At 53.3% G+C, this 15,977-nt stretch carries 17 protein-coding genes; all 17 read right to left on the bottom strand.

Translation table 11 applies throughout. The features are described from left to right. Positions 1-263: 263 nt before the first annotated feature. A complete protein-coding gene (locus tag CUN67_RS09035; protein WP_208714953.1) occupies positions 264-1,517 on the bottom strand; it encodes a tail fiber domain-containing protein in 1,254 nt (417 codons plus the stop codon). A gap of 60 nt (positions 1,518-1,577) precedes the next feature. Then, positions 1,578-1,862 carry a TonB family protein gene (locus CUN67_RS09030; RefSeq protein ID WP_208714952.1) on the bottom strand — a complete coding sequence of 95 codons (285 nt, stop codon included), beginning with the start codon at positions 1,860-1,862 and terminating at the stop codon, positions 1,578-1,580. An 82-nt stretch (positions 1,863-1,944) separates the two neighbouring features. Next, on the bottom strand, positions 1,945-2,595 hold the full coding sequence (locus CUN67_RS09025) for a hypothetical protein (RefSeq protein ID WP_208714951.1): 651 nt from the start codon (positions 2,593-2,595) through the stop codon (positions 1,945-1,947). Between the two features lie 311 nt (positions 2,596-2,906). Then, on the bottom strand, positions 2,907-6,092 hold the full coding sequence (locus CUN67_RS09020; RefSeq protein ID WP_208714950.1) for a host specificity protein J: 3,186 nt from the start codon (positions 6,090-6,092) through the stop codon (positions 2,907-2,909). A gap of 53 nt (positions 6,093-6,145) precedes the next feature. Continuing rightward, entirely contained in the window at positions 6,146-6,769 is a 624-nt protein-coding gene (locus CUN67_RS09015; protein WP_208714949.1) for a tail assembly protein, read from the bottom strand. Continuing rightward, the gene (locus tag CUN67_RS09010) at positions 6,762-7,481 is read right to left on the bottom strand and encodes a C40 family peptidase (RefSeq protein WP_208714948.1); all 720 of its coding nucleotides are present in this window, start codon (positions 7,479-7,481) and stop codon (positions 6,762-6,764) included. Before CUN67_RS09010 ends, CUN67_RS09015 begins: the two co-directional genes overlap by 8 nt. Positions 7,482-7,483: 2 nt before the next feature. Continuing rightward, complete coding sequence (locus CUN67_RS09005; RefSeq protein WP_208714947.1) at positions 7,484-8,218, bottom strand: phage minor tail protein L; 735 nt, start codon at positions 8,216-8,218, stop codon at positions 7,484-7,486. A 35-nt stretch (positions 8,219-8,253) separates the two neighbouring features. After that, positions 8,254-8,592 (bottom strand): phage tail protein, encoded by a 339-nt coding sequence (locus CUN67_RS09000; protein WP_208714946.1) that lies wholly within the window; start codon positions 8,590-8,592, stop codon positions 8,254-8,256. Between the two features lie 43 nt (positions 8,593-8,635). Then, positions 8,636-11,941, bottom strand: coding sequence for a phage tail tape measure protein (locus CUN67_RS08995; RefSeq protein ID WP_208714945.1), 3,306 nt, complete (start codon positions 11,939-11,941; stop codon positions 8,636-8,638). 33 nt (positions 11,942-11,974) lie between these two features. Then, positions 11,975-12,238 (bottom strand): phage tail assembly protein T, encoded by a 264-nt coding sequence (locus CUN67_RS08990; protein ID WP_208714944.1) that lies wholly within the window; start codon positions 12,236-12,238, stop codon positions 11,975-11,977. A gap of 23 nt (positions 12,239-12,261) precedes the next feature. Beyond that, a complete protein-coding gene (locus CUN67_RS08985) occupies positions 12,262-12,675 on the bottom strand; it encodes a phage tail assembly chaperone (protein ID WP_208714943.1) in 414 nt (137 codons plus the stop codon). A gap of 52 nt (positions 12,676-12,727) precedes the next feature. Next, a complete protein-coding gene (locus CUN67_RS08980) occupies positions 12,728-13,195 on the bottom strand; it encodes a phage tail tube protein (RefSeq protein WP_208714942.1) in 468 nt (155 codons plus the stop codon). A 56-nt stretch (positions 13,196-13,251) separates the two neighbouring features. Continuing rightward, complete coding sequence (locus CUN67_RS08975; protein ID WP_208714941.1) at positions 13,252-13,599, bottom strand: DUF3168 domain-containing protein; 348 nt, start codon at positions 13,597-13,599, stop codon at positions 13,252-13,254. Continuing rightward, positions 13,596-14,042 (bottom strand): HK97-gp10 family putative phage morphogenesis protein, encoded by a 447-nt coding sequence (locus tag CUN67_RS08970; RefSeq protein WP_208714940.1) that lies wholly within the window; start codon positions 14,040-14,042, stop codon positions 13,596-13,598. Before CUN67_RS08970 ends, CUN67_RS08975 begins: the two co-directional genes overlap by 4 nt. Continuing rightward, positions 14,039-14,380 carry a phage head closure protein gene (locus tag CUN67_RS08965; protein WP_208714939.1) on the bottom strand — a complete coding sequence of 114 codons (342 nt, stop codon included), beginning with the start codon at positions 14,378-14,380 and terminating at the stop codon, positions 14,039-14,041. The genes CUN67_RS08970 and CUN67_RS08965 overlap by 4 nt, the downstream gene beginning before the upstream one ends. A 9-nt stretch (positions 14,381-14,389) precedes the next feature. Then, positions 14,390-14,713, bottom strand: coding sequence for a head-tail connector protein (locus CUN67_RS08960; RefSeq protein WP_208717130.1), 324 nt, complete (start codon positions 14,711-14,713; stop codon positions 14,390-14,392). Between the two features lie 55 nt (positions 14,714-14,768). Continuing rightward, the gene (locus tag CUN67_RS08955) at positions 14,769-15,977 is read right to left on the bottom strand and encodes a phage major capsid protein (protein ID WP_208714938.1); all 1,209 of its coding nucleotides are present in this window, start codon (positions 15,975-15,977) and stop codon (positions 14,769-14,771) included.

The raw sequence follows: 15,977 nt of genomic DNA, 5'->3' as shown, positions 1-15,977 counted from the left end.
ATCGACAAAATTTTATCATCGGTGTGAATGTGTACAAATGTTTCACTGTCGCTATTATAGAGATGCACTGCACACAGCAATTGTAGTGCGATGAGATTTTTCCCTATTGGAGTTTTTAAGCCTGCACACTCAGCAGGCATTTTTTTGCGTACATTATCACTGATGCATAAACTGATAAGGCGGCATGTCTTTATATATGCCGCGAGGTGAGTTTATCTGCAAGCTTTTGCCCGTGCTGTTCGGGAGCCGTAGCACGGGCTTTTTTATGACCCAGTCCCCTCCAGCGCAGCGATATGCTTCTGCAAAGATGCCACTGCCTCGCCCTGGCTGGTGATCATCTGATGCTGGGCCTGAATGGCCTGAGTCAGTTTGGCGATAATTGCAATCTGGTCCAAAGTGTAATAGCCAGTGTTGTTAGGGTCAGCCTCAATATCGTAATCATCCGGCAATCCTTCGCCTTTTACGCACTCGGGGCTAACCTTAACCATATCGTTAGCGATGAATCCTAATTTTTCATCACTCTCTGGGATAATGCCACGTGCTTTATATCTGAAGCTGGCGACCTTCCATGCCATGACCTGATCCAGAACATCATCATTATTCTGCGCGTATACAGGGTCTGTTTTGAACATCTTGTCTGAAACTTGGGTGAAGTTTATATTACCTAACCCGGTATTTCCCACAAAACCATATAACCCCGTTGCTGTTGGTACATAGTTCCAGTAAAAGAAAAAAGGAACGTTAGAATCTATTGCACCGTTTAACCCCGCCCTTGATGCAGTTCCTTGAATAGCATCAAATACCCCGGAGCATTGTAGCAAGTTATTTGAACTATTTATTAACCTGACGTTATAGTCGGTTGCGCCACTTCCGTAGTGGAAATCAATAAATGGGGTTGCACTAGAAAGTTCGATAGATGAAAAATATGGAACCTGTGCCGTTCCAATCCCCAGGTCGTTTTTGGCAGTAGCAACTGTGCGCCCATTTAATAATGCTGCCCAGGCAGCGGACGCTGTTGTAGCTCCTGTACCTCCTTGCGCAACACTAAGGGCTGTGGTTAGCCCTGTTAGCGATGTAATGTCATTATTAGCGCCTTTGGCTGCTTTGCCTGCGAGCGAAGTCGTAATCCCGTTCCATGCTGGCCCTGTGTATGAAGTGCCGTCTGGCAGGGTAACGGTAACGTTGCCTGTGCCGGTATAAATCTGTTGCCAGTTGGCTTTATCCAGATTCAGGCCACGAATCGCTTTTGCTACGTCAGCGGCCACCTGAGCAGTAATACCCACCAGCGCTGCATTAGGTACAGCCGTCCAGGCCAAACCCGATGTTGTCGGGCCACCATAGGCATTAATCAACGTCAGACTGGTAGCAGATTCAACGGACTTAACGCCCAGCGTATAAGTCACGCCACCGACAACAGCCACCACAAAATCATTCGCCTTTAGTTCAGCTGCGAATGCTGTTCCGTTGCCTGTTGCCGTAGCGGAATTGTTGGTCAGGGTAATAGTGCCTGCTGGCATATATTTTCTCCGGGCATAAAAAAACCGGCGCAGTGGCCGGGTTTCATTGATTTGGTTTTGTCAGTTCGACTTAAATATGACTTTTAGTGGTATGTCCGTTTCTGCATGTCCTACTGGATACCTCCATCGTGCGATCTGAGTCTCCACTGCGCGATTAAACACATACTTCGGTTTCATGCTGACTATTCTGATATTTTCAGTTTTCCCTTGAGCGTCTACATCATAAAGCACATTAACTTCACCACCGATGCGCAGGTTTTCCGCGCGCTTTGGGTAAGTGATGATATTGTTAGCAAATGCCACTGTTGAGAACACTGTTAAAAACAAAAAACTTATTATGCGCATATACCCTCCAGACTTTGAGGTATGAAAGCGGCAATCGCGCTCAGTTTCAATTCATTAAATTGATCTTAAAGATCTAATTCTTTCACGAAAGGTTTGAAAGAATTCCATAGGGAATACGCAGACCATATGGCTTAAGGGTATTCGCCCATGTCAGCTGATTCTGGTTTACCCACTGGCATTGCAATGTTCCATTGGTGAATCTAAAGAAGGGACCAGAAAAGCCAGTAACAGCACCATCATCAGATATATTGCCACCCGGAACCGAACTGACAAGAAGCCAGACATTCGTTCCGATGTTCTGAGAATACACAGTATTATCAAGATCAAAATTAGCGGGTATATCGAAAAATCCTAAAATACGTGGAATTTTCGCTGCCATTACCGCAGACCATATCAATTCTCCAGACGCATTAAAAACATCCCTATACCCGCTTTCGACTGGCATGTCGCTGCGCGTTCGAGCCATTGAACCGGCATTAGCTGTCATCCAGTCCGGCCCAGTAAAGAACATTTTTGCATTGTTATTCGGCTTGAACCATCTGAGATGATCATCAAGAGTAACACTGTTTGTTACATGCCCCATGTCAGTCGAGTTACCTAGCTGGCAGGAAATATTATAATATCCAATATCGGTTAATCCGGTATAAGTAATCGTGTCTTTATAATAGGTTCCTTTATAGTCAGAATCGATTACAAGAGCACCCAAAGAATTAAATAACTGATATCCACTCATAAGAATGCATACATATCCAGTGTGAGTGTAACGGCAGCGGTGTATGAAGAGAGTTTAAATACACGAAAGCCACCGTTATAGGCCCGCGCAGCGAAATTGGCAGGAGTAAAGTAAGATGTACTTGATGCTGAGACAACAACGACAAATGAGCCTGTATCAGTCATACCGCTAAAAGAACCGGAGGCAGTATTTGAATTGGCGGGAATAGTGACGGTGGTCCTTCCAAGATATCGCGTATTGTAATCACCAATATCGACTATCAATTTACCCGTTGCATCCCAGCATTGTAGTCCGCAGGGCATATAACCTCCTTACCAAAGTCCGTCCCTGATACGCAGCGTGCCATTTGCATCGTAAACTTGCCTCAGTACCCCTGTATCAATTACACGTCCGGAACCATTTGCTGCATTACGTTCAAACGTTCCATCTTTCCCCAACCGCCAGCCTGAAATGCCCGCAACATAATTGGTTGACTGGATGTAAGCCCCGATCATCGCATTAGTAATGGTTCCGTCACCGATGAAAGTGGTGTCGATGATGGTTTGTCCATTCTGAATTGCGAAGAAGGTTTTCGGGGTCGCTCCTACCTGGCTCATCACTGCAAACCTGTCAGCCAGAAACAACACCTGTGTCTGCATGCCTGACGGTGAATTCTCAACGCCAATCCCCATCCCGGCAGCGTACTGGCGTCCGTTGCTGTCCACCGCAACCTTGACAGAATACTGCGCGGAGAGCTTCCCGTTGGTGTCAGCCAGCGCCGTTGATGTCTGCTGCACAGCGGCAGTGTTTGTATCGATGCTGGCCTGCACCTGCTCAAACTTCTGAGCATAGGCCTGGTCGTTGGTTGCAATCGTCTGCTTAACCGTCAGGATGTCAGCGCGGTTTTGTCCGTACAGCTGGAACTGATGATCAACTGTGGCATCACCGTCCAGGGCATTCTGGAGCATGCCTTCAATGTTGGTATCCACTTTCGATACCAGTTGCTTACCGGCATCGGTCTGTAATACCTGCTCGGTGATGTCTCCCAGCAACGCCGTCGCATCAACACTGCTTGCGCCGGTTACAAACTCCGTCCAGTCGCCTACGTTCCCGATCCGGTCCACCAGCCGCGCCCGATACCAGCGGCGCACGCCTGCGGGCATGGGACCATGCTGATAGCTGACGCCCGGATATGGCACATAAGCCAGAAACAGCGGGTTCTGCCCGTCTGCCGTGGTGGCTACCTGCAATTCGGTGTAGGCGGTGTCGCCGGAGCCTTCCGGGAAGCCCCACTGAATATCGATAGCCCACACAACATCATCTGAGGCCAGCAGACTGACCGGCGTGCCGGGCTTACCTACCTTGCCCGTCAGCGTGGTTGACTGCGCAAAACCCCACGGTGACGACACATCGACCGCATTCACGGCACGCACGCGCATGTCATAAACGCCCGCATAAATCCCGGAAATACTGAAGCCCTTCGCGCTTTGCTGGCCCACGTTAACCCAGTCGCCGTTATCCTTGCGCCACTGCGCCGTATAGCTGATGGCGCTGATAACTGCATCCCATGTCACCTGCATGCAGGCAACGTTAAGCCCCTGCTCGACGTAATCCACCTGGGTGATGGTGATATTCTGTGGCGCAGTCATTACGCCTGGTGGCGTCACGGTGATCGGTGCCGGATCGATTTTCACGCCGTCATCAATGTAGCGGTATTTGTTCGGGTCATGCTGGACAGCAGCAATCGTAAATGTGCCGTCATCGTTCGACGCAATCGAGGTCACGCGGAAATACTGAATCGCCAGATTATCACTGTCGATGGCCCACACCGCCCCTGCTTCTGGCGTCACCCTGAATGCAGTACTGACCGTGACCATTTTCTTATCGGCGCTGACTGACGCAATGGTGCGGGTCTGCGCCGTGCCGTCCGGCAGATTCAGCGCCAGACGATCACCTGCGGCATAATCCGCTTCCCGGTCAAGCTCGATATTCAGACCATTAACCGATTTGATGCGGCCACCGTTCTGTTTGCCCGCACGGAATGGATCGGCCACGCCAATGATTTCAGCCGGCAGCGGGATGTAACCATCCAGCCCAACGCCAAATGTTGTGGTCCCGTCCTTCGCGTTCGACAGGATCACATAGCGCCCGCGCCGGTGCGCTTCACTCTGCGAGGTGCAGCCAATGGCCGTCAGCTGGGTCTGATTAACACCGTAGCGCTGAACAAGGTCAGGCTCATAAACGCCTTCAATCGCGTCGGAGTAATGATTCTGCGGGTCAGACCATGACACCTGGCAGGAGGTGTAACGATTCTTATAAGAGCCACCCGCATACGTAAACAGGCCGTCAATCACGTTTGAGACGTGGTAAACATAATCCACATCGTCCTGTGGTACGTCCGCTTTCACGTAAATCTGGTCGTTACCCCAGAAGGTAATCCCGCGAAATATCGCCGCAATGTCCTTCAGAACCGTGTACGCATCTTCCTGGCTCTGGATGTATACGTTGCAGGTAAAACGCGGCTCCGCGCCGCCAGCGCCGTCTGATACCATCTCATCGCAATACTGCGCAATGGTGTACAGCTGCCACTTGTCAATCATGGTGGCGTCAACACGGCTACCCATGCCGTAAATCTCATCCAGCACCAGATCGTAAAACACCCACGCAGGGTTATCCGTCCAGGCCAGTTTAAAATCACCCGTCCAGGTGCCGCTATAGGTCCGGGTGACAGGGTCGTACGTTGTCGGGACGCGAACCAGCTTACCTTTCGGTTTACAGGTGATTTTCGGTGCGCTGCCGTTGAACTGGCTAGAATCCAGCTCGATGTAAAGTAATGCGGTATTCGGGTAGCGTAACTTGCTGTCGATGACTTCCGCGAAAGAGAAGACTTTGAAGGCGTTAATCAGCTTCGTTGAGGTCGAGTCAGCAGTAATACGGCGGACACGGACAGACCAGCCGGTTGTGGCCGCTGGAAGATTAATGCGGTGATCGCGCTGATACTCCGATGTGGTTTTGCCGTCAAAGCTGCCGTTAACCACGTTTACCCAGGCTGCGCCATCGGTAGAGAGATCGATAGCGTACTGCGTGACGGTGCCCACCATGTCACCGTTATCTTTGTACAGATACTGCAAAGGCAGGCTCAGTTTTACGCGCACAGCGTCCAGCGTCAGATCGGTAAACTGCCGGGTCCAGGGTGAAGTTGTTGTGACTTCAACGCCCACAGAAGACTCGTTATTGATTTCCGGCATGCCCTGAATGTAGGTCTGGTCCTGCGTGCCGTTGCGGTAATCCCACACCACGCCGGTAAAGTTGTAGGTGCCGTCCTCGTTTGCCAGCTGGGTATCATTCAGGAAAATATTTTGCGCGGTCAGTTCGCCCTGTATTTCCCCCTCAGCAATCGCCAGCAGCATTTTAATTTTCGCGACCGATAACAGGTCATCCGGTTCTTCTACCGGCGTATGGGCGCTGCTGCTTCCCGCTTTGCTGCCCTGAATTAATGCACCGTCAAGAAGTCGCATATTTCACCCATAAAAAAAGCCACCCGGAGGTGGCTTGCTGGAATTCTGAATGGTTACTGCTGATCGCTGGAGTAGATACCCGCGCTGATAATGGCACCGCCAATTTCCCGTTCGCCATAAAGGACCGGGACGGGATACCCCATTGCAACCGTATTAACGGGGGAGCCAAAGGCATAGTTAGGCTTATTGTCCGCACTGGATGAGGAGCCGACATTAAAGTTGGGCTGAGGCGTCAGCATGCTCATCACGCCGCCCAGCATCATGCTGATCCCCATCCCGGTGAGCATCGTGGTTGCAACTCCTGTCGCTGTTGCGGTTCCGAGTGCAGAACCCCACAGTGCCAGCGTGCCACCAGCGGTAAAATAGGCGGACACCAGTGCCACCGCGCCGATCACAATCTGGAGCACGCCGACCTGCTTGCTGCCTTTGATAACCTGAACCATGCGGTACTCAGTTGCGCCCGAAGACATATCGAATTCTTCCAGGCTGATATTCTTACCGCCGCTGTAGAAAGCAAAACTCACCCCGCTGAGGTGTGCATTAGACAGGTATTTTTTGAAACCAGGCACCTGTGAGCACATGGCGCGGATCATTTCTTTCAGATCGGCTACGTGGAACTGATGCACCTTACCGAACTTTTTCGCCAGGCCACCGGAGAGGGTCATTTTTTTAAGCACTGAATAATTCCTTATGCCTGACTATCCGCACGGTGCGGTCACGGTAATATTTACCGTAAGGGATGCGTGCAGACAGATTGCCAAAGGCGTGATGGAGGATGATGTTATTGCCGAGATAAACGGCAGCATGGTTGGTGACGGGGGCCTGTACCCGCATCATGATTACGTCGCCGGGCTGCATGGCGGCTGCATCGACTTCCGTGAAACCTTCGCCCTGCCAGTTGTCGTCGTAGCGGTTTTCTTTACCATCCACCCACCACTCGTAATCAACGGACCAGTTACCCAGCGTAATACCGTGTTCCAGCCGGAAATATTCACGGACCAGTGACCAGCAATCGGCATGCCCCAGCACCCAGCGCCGCCCGGCTAACTCCCGGTCGCCACGCGGTGAAATGGTGCAGAAATCACCATCCGGCCACGACATGATCCCCCACTCCACGCAGGACTTGTCACAATTAATCCGGTCAAGTTCAGTCGGAATAAGCTGTACCACATCGGGGTGTGAGTGGATGACCATCAGAACTTCGCCGCGGTCCTCTGCCGCAATAAAGTCCTCCGGGTGCATGATGAAATCATCGGTCGGTTTTGGAGCAATATTCCGGCAGCGGATGTACTCCTGTGACTGCCCGGCCTGAATGATCACCCCGCATGCCTCATTCGGGTATTCAGCTGCGACGTGCTCACGTATAGCGTTCATAATTTTTTCACGCATGATTATTTGCTCTGGAGGTTTGCAGCCGGGAAGCCGCCAAACGGCATCGGGTTTTCAGAACCGAAACGCAGCTGGCAGTCACTGAGCCGCCCGCCGCAGACATCAAGGGAGGGATCAGCCGTTGGAGTGCCGTCTTTCAGAAAATAATTTGTGCCGTTGTAATCGCAGCCGGTGCCGGTGCGATACCAGCCCCGCATGCACCAGGTGCACACCGGCGTAATCTGCCTGGAGGGGAGTTGCAGGCTTTGAACATCAAAGGGCGAGCACAGCTCAAAATCGACCTGTGTCCGCGTCTCGCTTTTCTTCGAATTGACGTAAAACACCTGCACCCGCTCATCGGTCGGGCTGGCGCTGGCATTGCCTCCGGTCCAGTTTGCCGCATCCAGATACTTTGCCAGCGTGGTGTGGATTTTTACCTTCGCTTTCACCATGTCATCAAACTGAAGGCACAGCGAAGTAACGTAGTTGCCCACGTTGCCCACAGAAAGCGTTGGCGTCGGCTGTGAGCCGGTGCTGGACAGTTCTACGCCCTGTAATTCATAGGGGTACGGGTCGTACTGGTTGCCCTGCCAGATAATGGCCGGAAGTCCCTCGGCAAACGCGCTCCAGTCAGCCTCCGCGATGTTGTGAGCGTGGAATCTCAGCACATCGGGCATGCCAAACGCGGTGCCGTCAATCTCGATCAGCTGAACGAGGCTACCCGGCTCCAGCTGCTGAACATCTGCTGTAAAACTCATATTCCGCCCATAAAAAAGGACGCCGTAGCGCCCTGTTACTGGAATGCCTGTTCAAAGGTAAAAGCAATATCCGCAATAATTCCGTTCTGAAAACTCGGCTTTATGGAATCGCTTTTCACCCGGTAAAGTTTCTTTTCTCCCCAGGGATTTACCCACCAGAAAGACGCGGTGACGTGAGACTTAAGAAAAGCACGAAGCGTTGCCATGTCAGCAATTTTGCCGTTGCATGATAGATTCCAGGACTCAGCATCCTGATTAATCCCCACACCGGCCACCTGCTTATAGCCATCCCCGAACTGGGCCTGAAGCGTCGCGACTGTGACCTCTTCTTCGGCTCCGATCCTGACGCACCAGCTGAAAATATCCGTTGCCATTTATTCACCAAAAAGAAAACCCGCCGAAGCGGGTCTGATGGGGTTAAGTGGTCCGGTACATAATGCCGCCCGGCGACATTGCCTGTCTTGCCCACTCGTTTATCGTTTGCTGAATCATCGCTTTCAGCTGCTTGGAGGCGGCGGAGGTATTAGCATTGCTCACACCGCCACTGTCTGCGCCCTGTGTGATACTGACTGGTGCATCCACCTGCACATTAATATTGCCGCTGCCGGTTGCGCGATTGACCCCGGATGAATACGGGACCGTACCGCCAACGTAGCCGCCATCCGCATAACCACGCATCATGTCGTAGAGATTTGACACACCAATACGCGAGGTCGCTTCTTTGGTGAAAACAAACTCACCGCCGTGCACAATCCCTTTCGGCTGGTATTTACCACCATCACCGGTATAGCCACCAACATCAAATTCAGGGATGTAGCCGCCATTGTAAGCCAGATACCCGGTATAGCTGGTTGGCATTCCCATTGCGCCCACGGAGCCACTTGCCGCGCCAGCACTGACCGAACCAAAAGCCGCGCCCCCGATACTTGTAAGCGTGGTGCCAAAAATACTGGCGATGCCGCTCGCTGCGCTGACTGCCGCCATCTGCAAAGCAACTTTTTCGATCATCTGCAAAACAGACAGACCCCAGCTTCGCCAGTCGGCTTTACTTCCTGCCAGACCAGCAGCCATGTTGTCGAGTGCACTGTCCATTGTGGATGTCATACCGCTGGCAACAGTACCTGAAACGTTGCTGGCACTTTCAAGCCAGTTTTCATAGCCTTTCGATACGCCGTTAAGCCAGCTGGATTCTGTCGCGGCAATAGCCTGATATTTCTTCTCAAGCGCATCCAGCGCCTGTTGCCGTGCTGCGATGGCCGCTGCGCCTTTATCCGTTTTGTCGAATACGCGTTCTACCTGCTGCGTTTCGTCATAGCGGTTGCGCTGGCGGTCGCTCAACCCTGCGGTGTCGGTTGTCTGCGCCGCTTCATCCCGGTATTTCCGGGCCGCGTCAGTCAAATCCTTCAGCGCTTCAGTCTGGTCACGCTGTTTTTTCACGTTCTCTTCAGCGCGCTGCGTCCAGGTTGCCAGCTCTGTTGAGGAGTCCCGGATAGCTTTGCGCTGTTCTTCCGTCCACTTAGTCCCGGCCTGATGCGCCGCAGCATAGAGATCAGCCGCCTTCTCACCTTCCGTGGCGCGAACCTTCTGCACCTCAATGGCAACGCTCAGGTCGGCCATTTTGCGGGCGTAGTTTTCGGCAACCGTAGCCGCTTCACGCTCTGCTTTGTTCTGCGCATTGGTTGCTGCTGTGCCGTCCTTTTTGGCCTGCGCAGCGGCAGCATCCTTTTTAGCGGCCTGATCCTTGTTGTACACGTAGGTCGTGTACAGCGCGCCGGTCAGCTTCAGATCGTCCGCTTCGTACTGGTACTGCCGATGAAGTTTTTCCAGTCCGTCAAGACTGGCAAGCTCATTATCGCGGCGGGCTTTCTCCAGCGCCGTCTGCTGCTGGGGTGTTGCGTTAGCCGTGGAGACTACCGGCCCCTGATACTGCGGCGGCGTTGCGCCTGCGGTCGCAGACATGGAGCGATTAAGCAGGTCATAGGCACCTTTCAGGATTGAAACGGCTCCGGCCTGCTCCACGGCTTTCTGCGCGGCCAGATCGCTGGCGTCGTTCACCAGTTTTTGCGTTGCCTCGACTTTTGCCGCTGCATCTTCCCGCTGATACTCCAGCTTGTTCAGCTTATCCGTCAGTTCAACGTTTTTGGCTGTGATATCGGCCTGATCCATGAACGTGTTGATATAGGTCAGCGTGGGGTGTTTGTTGTAATCCTGCTGAATCTGGTCGAGCGCGGAGAGGCTGTCTTTCACCTTCAGAATCTGCGCATCGAGATCGTTGAGGTCTTTCTGCTGCGCCTGTAATGATGTCCGGGCATCCGCTGCGGTGGATTTCAGACCCAGCACTGACATCTGCTGTAGCTTGCCGTTAATCTCATCGAGATTATTTGCAAAACCAACCGCCTCTTTGTGCACCTGCTGGGTATTCTGATACAGGCCATACATCGCCGCACCGGCCCCGATGATGACACCGGGCCAGCCGCCGAGAATGCCGAGCACGCCACTACCCAGGCGGGACATCACCGAGGCGGTATTGGTCAGATTGGTCATAGCTGAGGAACGGCCAGCGATGGCGTTATTCAGCCCGGTCTGTGCCGCCGCCAGACTGCGCTCGGCGGCTATCTGCGCCTCAATCGATATCGCAGCGGCTTTCGCCTGCTGTGCCCGGTAAAGCGTCTGACGCGCTGCGGCCACACTTATTTGTGTGCCCCGGACCTGTGCCTGTGCCAGTGCCACTTCAGCGGCGGTGTTGGACACCACTGCCGCCGTTGACTGCGCAACATTGCCGACCATATTGCCGAAATAGCGCGCCAGCCCCACGCCCACCAGCACCCCGGCAGTGTCGGCAACCGTATCGATGTTTTTCGCCAGGCTGTCGAGAATGCCGGAGAGAGAAGAAGACGCCCCGACAGCATCATTGGCACCACCCACCCACGCCATAAAGGCGTTTTGAACCTTCTGCGCCGATCCACTGATGGATGCAGGCAGGGTTTCAAATTCTTTGCGCAGCACCTGAACGTTAGTCAGCAGCGGCACAATTTTATTGGTCGTCAGTTCCCCGTTATTCGCCATATTACGGAGGCCACCGACCGTTACGCCGAGGCCGTCAGCCAGCAGTTTCGCCAGGCGCTGGCCGTTTTCCATGATGGCGTTGAATTCCTCACCGCGCAGAACGCCGGAGCCTAATGCCTGACTCAGCTGGGTGATAACAGAACTGGCTTCTTCTGTACTGGCACCGGAGAGTTTCAGCGAAGTAGCAACCGTCTCCGTCACTTTTGCCACGTCAGACGATGCAAACCCCATCGACCGCAGAGACTGAGCGATGCGGCTGTAAAGGTTGGAGTTAGCCTCCAGCGACGTGCCCGTGCGCTGGCTGATTTCCATCAGCGTGCGCTGTGACGTGACATAGTCATCCGCAGAGGTTGAGGCCAGACGCAGACGGCCATTCAGCTGATTCCAGGTGTCGGCGTACTCAATCAGCTGATGCGTCGCGAACGCGCCCGCCATCACACCGGCCAGCCCTGTTGCGGTTGACTGGACGGTCGCCAGCTGGGAATTCAGTTCGGCTACAGCCTGCCGGGTGTTCTGTGCAGCAGCAGCGGCCTTTTTGCCGCCCTGCTCCATTGTTTTGTAATAATCCGCGCCCATACGTGATGCACGGGCAATTTCCGTCTGAAATGAACTGGAATTCGCGGAAATTTTGATAATCAGTTCGCGCAGCGTTGCCATGTATCACCCGTTAAAAGCCCGCTGGCGCGGGAATTAAAGACCGGACATCCACTCTTCAAGGCCGCTGATTTCTTCCTCTTCTTCTGCCGCTCCCCATTTCAGAACCATTTCAGAAATCGTCGCCTTGCCGCCCTGAGCATTCAGGATGGCGGTAGAAAGCTGAGCGGCCTGGATATCCCCGCGCCAGTCGCCAATCGGGCTGATGCGATCAAACGCCAGCCACATTTTCAGCTCACTGGCGGTCAGGGTTTCGCGGAGTTCATGGAGGGTGCGCCCCAGCCGGAGCGCCAGCGACATCAGGAAGAAAGTCAGCGGCTCTTTTACTTTGCCTCTGCAACTTCCTGAGACATGCCGAGATTCAGCGCCTGAGACAGCAGGCGGGAATGGACCGGGCCATAAATTTCTGAAACAGTATCTTCATCTTCAGTGCTGAAGACGCGGTTACCGGCTTCATCCAGCAGGACATCGATAAACATCACGACATCCGCTTTTTTGTTGCGGATGAACTCTTCCTGCATGGTCAGCTTCTGCGGCTCCTGACCTTCAGCCGGTTCGGGCGGGGTCACGATTTCACGGAATTTCGCCCAGGCTTCACCGGATGGCTCGCGCAGCATGATCTTCACGCCGTCCCATTCCGGTACGGTGATGACTTTGGTGCGAAACCCTGACGATGGAGCAAGCGCCAGAGCGCGAAGTGAAAGCGGTGATACTTTAGGTTGTGCGGTTTTCGGCATTTCATAATCTCTGATGGGGAAAGGTTAATGGGGGAAAAGCGGCCTGAGCCGCTTATGAACCTGACACAACAATAGGTTTCGGCTTACCACGCACGCGCAGTGAGTAGGTGGCGGCAACCACAGATGACGTGGTGGCAGACCATGAACTCTGACGAACTTCAATCAGCGCGTAATAGCCGTTACCTGACGCAAACACGACCTTCAGAACGCGCAGCTCGTCGTTATCGTAAGCTGTCTGTAATGCCTGCCGGGCTTCCTCATCGCCTACCCAGTTACGGGTCAGCGCCATTTCTGCCGGGGCAGCAAGACCGTTGGTCTGCTCCTGCTCAGTCGAGCAAAGCGTGGTCACGTCAATGTCACTTTTCTGACCGCCCGTATAGGTGACTTCTTTGGTTGCGCATTGCGCCTCCAGAAACGTAATGGCATCAGGAAAGGTGCTGGCGTTGAATTCATCCACCGTTACGGGTGCGGATGACACGCCAACGGTCATCCCCTGCGTTTTTTCAAATTTGCTGGACATGCTTTTCTCCGGGCATAAAAAAACCGGCTTTCGCCGGTCGTTATTGAGTGGGTTGGTTACTGCTGGCTCTGTATCTCCAGCGTGGCCCGGTATAAACCGGTGTCCGTTTCATAACCGTTGGTTTTGTTAAGCTGGGTGAATTGCAGCGGTGCCAGTGCGGCAGCAATTTGTTCCCGGATGTTCCGCGCCTCGTCAGTCGTCAGCGCGTACACATCCACCTGAAGTGTGCCGGTTTCCTCGGCCGGTCCGCATAGCGTGTCGCCAAAGACTTCACTCACTACAGTGAACACTGCCCACGGCGGCGAAACAGACGGGTCACCCTGCGGGTTAAGCGGCACCACATAGGGATAAACCTGACCACCCGCCAGGCCGCCAATGAGAGAATAGATTTGCGCTTCTGTCATTTTGTCAGAATCTCATCAATCGCCTGGTTAGCACGGGCAAAGGCGACTTTTGCCGCCTCTTCCTGTCTGGCGTCATACGCAGGCCGGACAAATGGCACGGCGGGCTGTTTTGAGGTGCCAAGCTCGACGAAACGCCAGTAAAACGCGTTGCGTGAGTCGTTGGTCTTCAGCCTGTTATCGCTGTTGCCGGTACGGGGATTGGTTCCGCGAATGTGGACACCGGAAGCAATATTCCCGTCACGGTCCCGCTGGGTCATCACGACAATGTTTTTCTTCAGCTTACCCGTCCGGACCGGCGCACGCTTCACCACCTCATCTTTGAAGACAGTGGCGGCGGCGCGGGTGGCATCACGCATTACCTTGCGGTTTTCGGCTTTGCTGAGCGCCATAAGATCATCGCTCAAATCCAGCAGGCCGGAAAAATCCAGTTTCGTGTCGATCACGTCTTTACCCCCTGCGTACAGAGAATTTCCAGTTGAGTCATCTGATCGTCAGGAATTGGCGGGCCGCTGATTTCCAGCGTTTGACCTTTAAAGGGTCCTGATTCGCAGATAATCCGTGACGAAGAAACCACATCAGGCCGGTAGCGCATCCAGATACGAATGGTGGCTTCGGCTTTTTCGGCTCCCGCCGTCATCAGTTCCCGACCACTGATAGCCTTAATTTCTGCATAGATTCCACTTTTCACATCTACCCACTGGCTCTGTACCTGACCCGATGGCAGGCGCACAGGTATGAAGTTTTGCAGTGTGATGCGGTCTCTTAGCCCACCAGCTCGCATATCCGATCCTTACACACCGTAAATCCGGTGCGACTGAAGCAACACATCGACTGCCAGCGGCAGAGTAGAAATAGTGCCGGTAACACTGATCTCACGGTTTTCATACCAGTGGCTAATCATCAGCAGCATGGCTATTCTGATGTCATCATCCAGCAGAAGATGATCTTCATCTTCCGTGAAACCCTCGTCACTGCTGGTTTCATACAGTTTTCTTCGTGTCCATGTTTCAACGTAACGTTTTGCCGCACCTGTATAAATCTCAAGAAGTGAATCATCACCCGCAAAATCTGCATCAATGCGGCAATGCTCTTTAACCGTGTTTAAATCAATCATCGTCATTACCGATACCAGTTAAAGAAACAGCGGCCCGGAGGCCGCTGATTACCGTTTAGCTGCCGGAGGCAACGAGATCACCCCATACGAACGCCTCAGGACGATACACAGCAAGAGCAAGGCGCTCTTCACAGCGGATTGAGATCATATTTTTCTCAAAGTCGTCGGCGTTCTCAGTGGAAATCACCACGTTGGCGTCTTCGCGGTCAAACAGCTGAGCGCCGGAGTTGAATGCGCCGGTCAGAAACTTCCCAAGGAACTGAGCAGCCTCCGTTGCGACTACTGGCAGACCCCAGAGAGTAGGCGTGGTCAGTTGCGCCGGATTTGCCAGGATATAACGGCCCAGCTCATCTTTGGTCAGCTCAATACGCGCCCAGTCGGTGAAGTGCAGGACGTGACCGGACGCCGGGAATCGCGCCAGCTGTGCCTGCAACATAGCCAGACGTAATACATCAATCCCGCTCTGCTTTTCCACGGCAAAAGCCGGGTTAAAGGCAGTTGCCTGGGGAATAATCCCTTTCAGATGCGCGCCTGTGCCGTCACCGAACAGAATTTCCTGCTCTTCGACATACTTCAGGCCGTAATTCATTTCTGCCTCTACGGTTGACTGGAGCTGTGCAAAATCATCCAGAATCTGTTTGGATGCTTTGAACATGTGCGCGATGGTGCGCACCGGCGTAGTTTCTTCCGCAAATGCGATTTCGCTGTACGGCTTGGTGGTATTTTCCGGCACAACGCTGGCGTTATTGGTGAAACCGGTCTGTTTCACGTAGTAAATCGTGTTGGACTGAGTGCGCCCAGGCGCGATCAGGTCACGAATAAACAGACGCTGTTTCGGCGTCTGGTCAATGCCAGGCAGGCGGGTCGGCGGCACAATCTGGCCCGGAACATCGACGGTGGTCAATGCGGCTTTCACCGGGACGCTGATACGCTTACCGCCTTCCATGCTGGAGCGGATATCTTTCATCGCTTCAGCCGAAACCAGCTGCTGACCAACCGTCTGGACAACGTCTTTTGCTGCATTCAGTGGCATGCTGGCAACGTGCTGCTCCAGATCGCCAACGGAAGCCTTCAAAGATTTCAGGGCTTCGTTCAGCACGTTGTGCTCGGTGGCGATTTTATCCACCGCAGCTTTGGTATCCGTCGAAAGCTGGCCGGAGGCTTTTGCTTCGTTCAGCGCTTTTTCAGCTTTTTCACTGAATTCAGCGGAGACTTTATCAAGCTTGGCGGAGACTTTCGTTAAGAGTTCATTTACTTCAGACAT

Origin of the sequence: Pantoea cypripedii (assembly GCF_011395035.1) — a bacterium.
Lineage (GTDB): Bacteria > Pseudomonadota > Gammaproteobacteria > Enterobacterales > Enterobacteriaceae > Pantoea > Pantoea cypripedii_A.
This window is presented reverse-complemented; position numbering and strand designations above follow the sequence as displayed.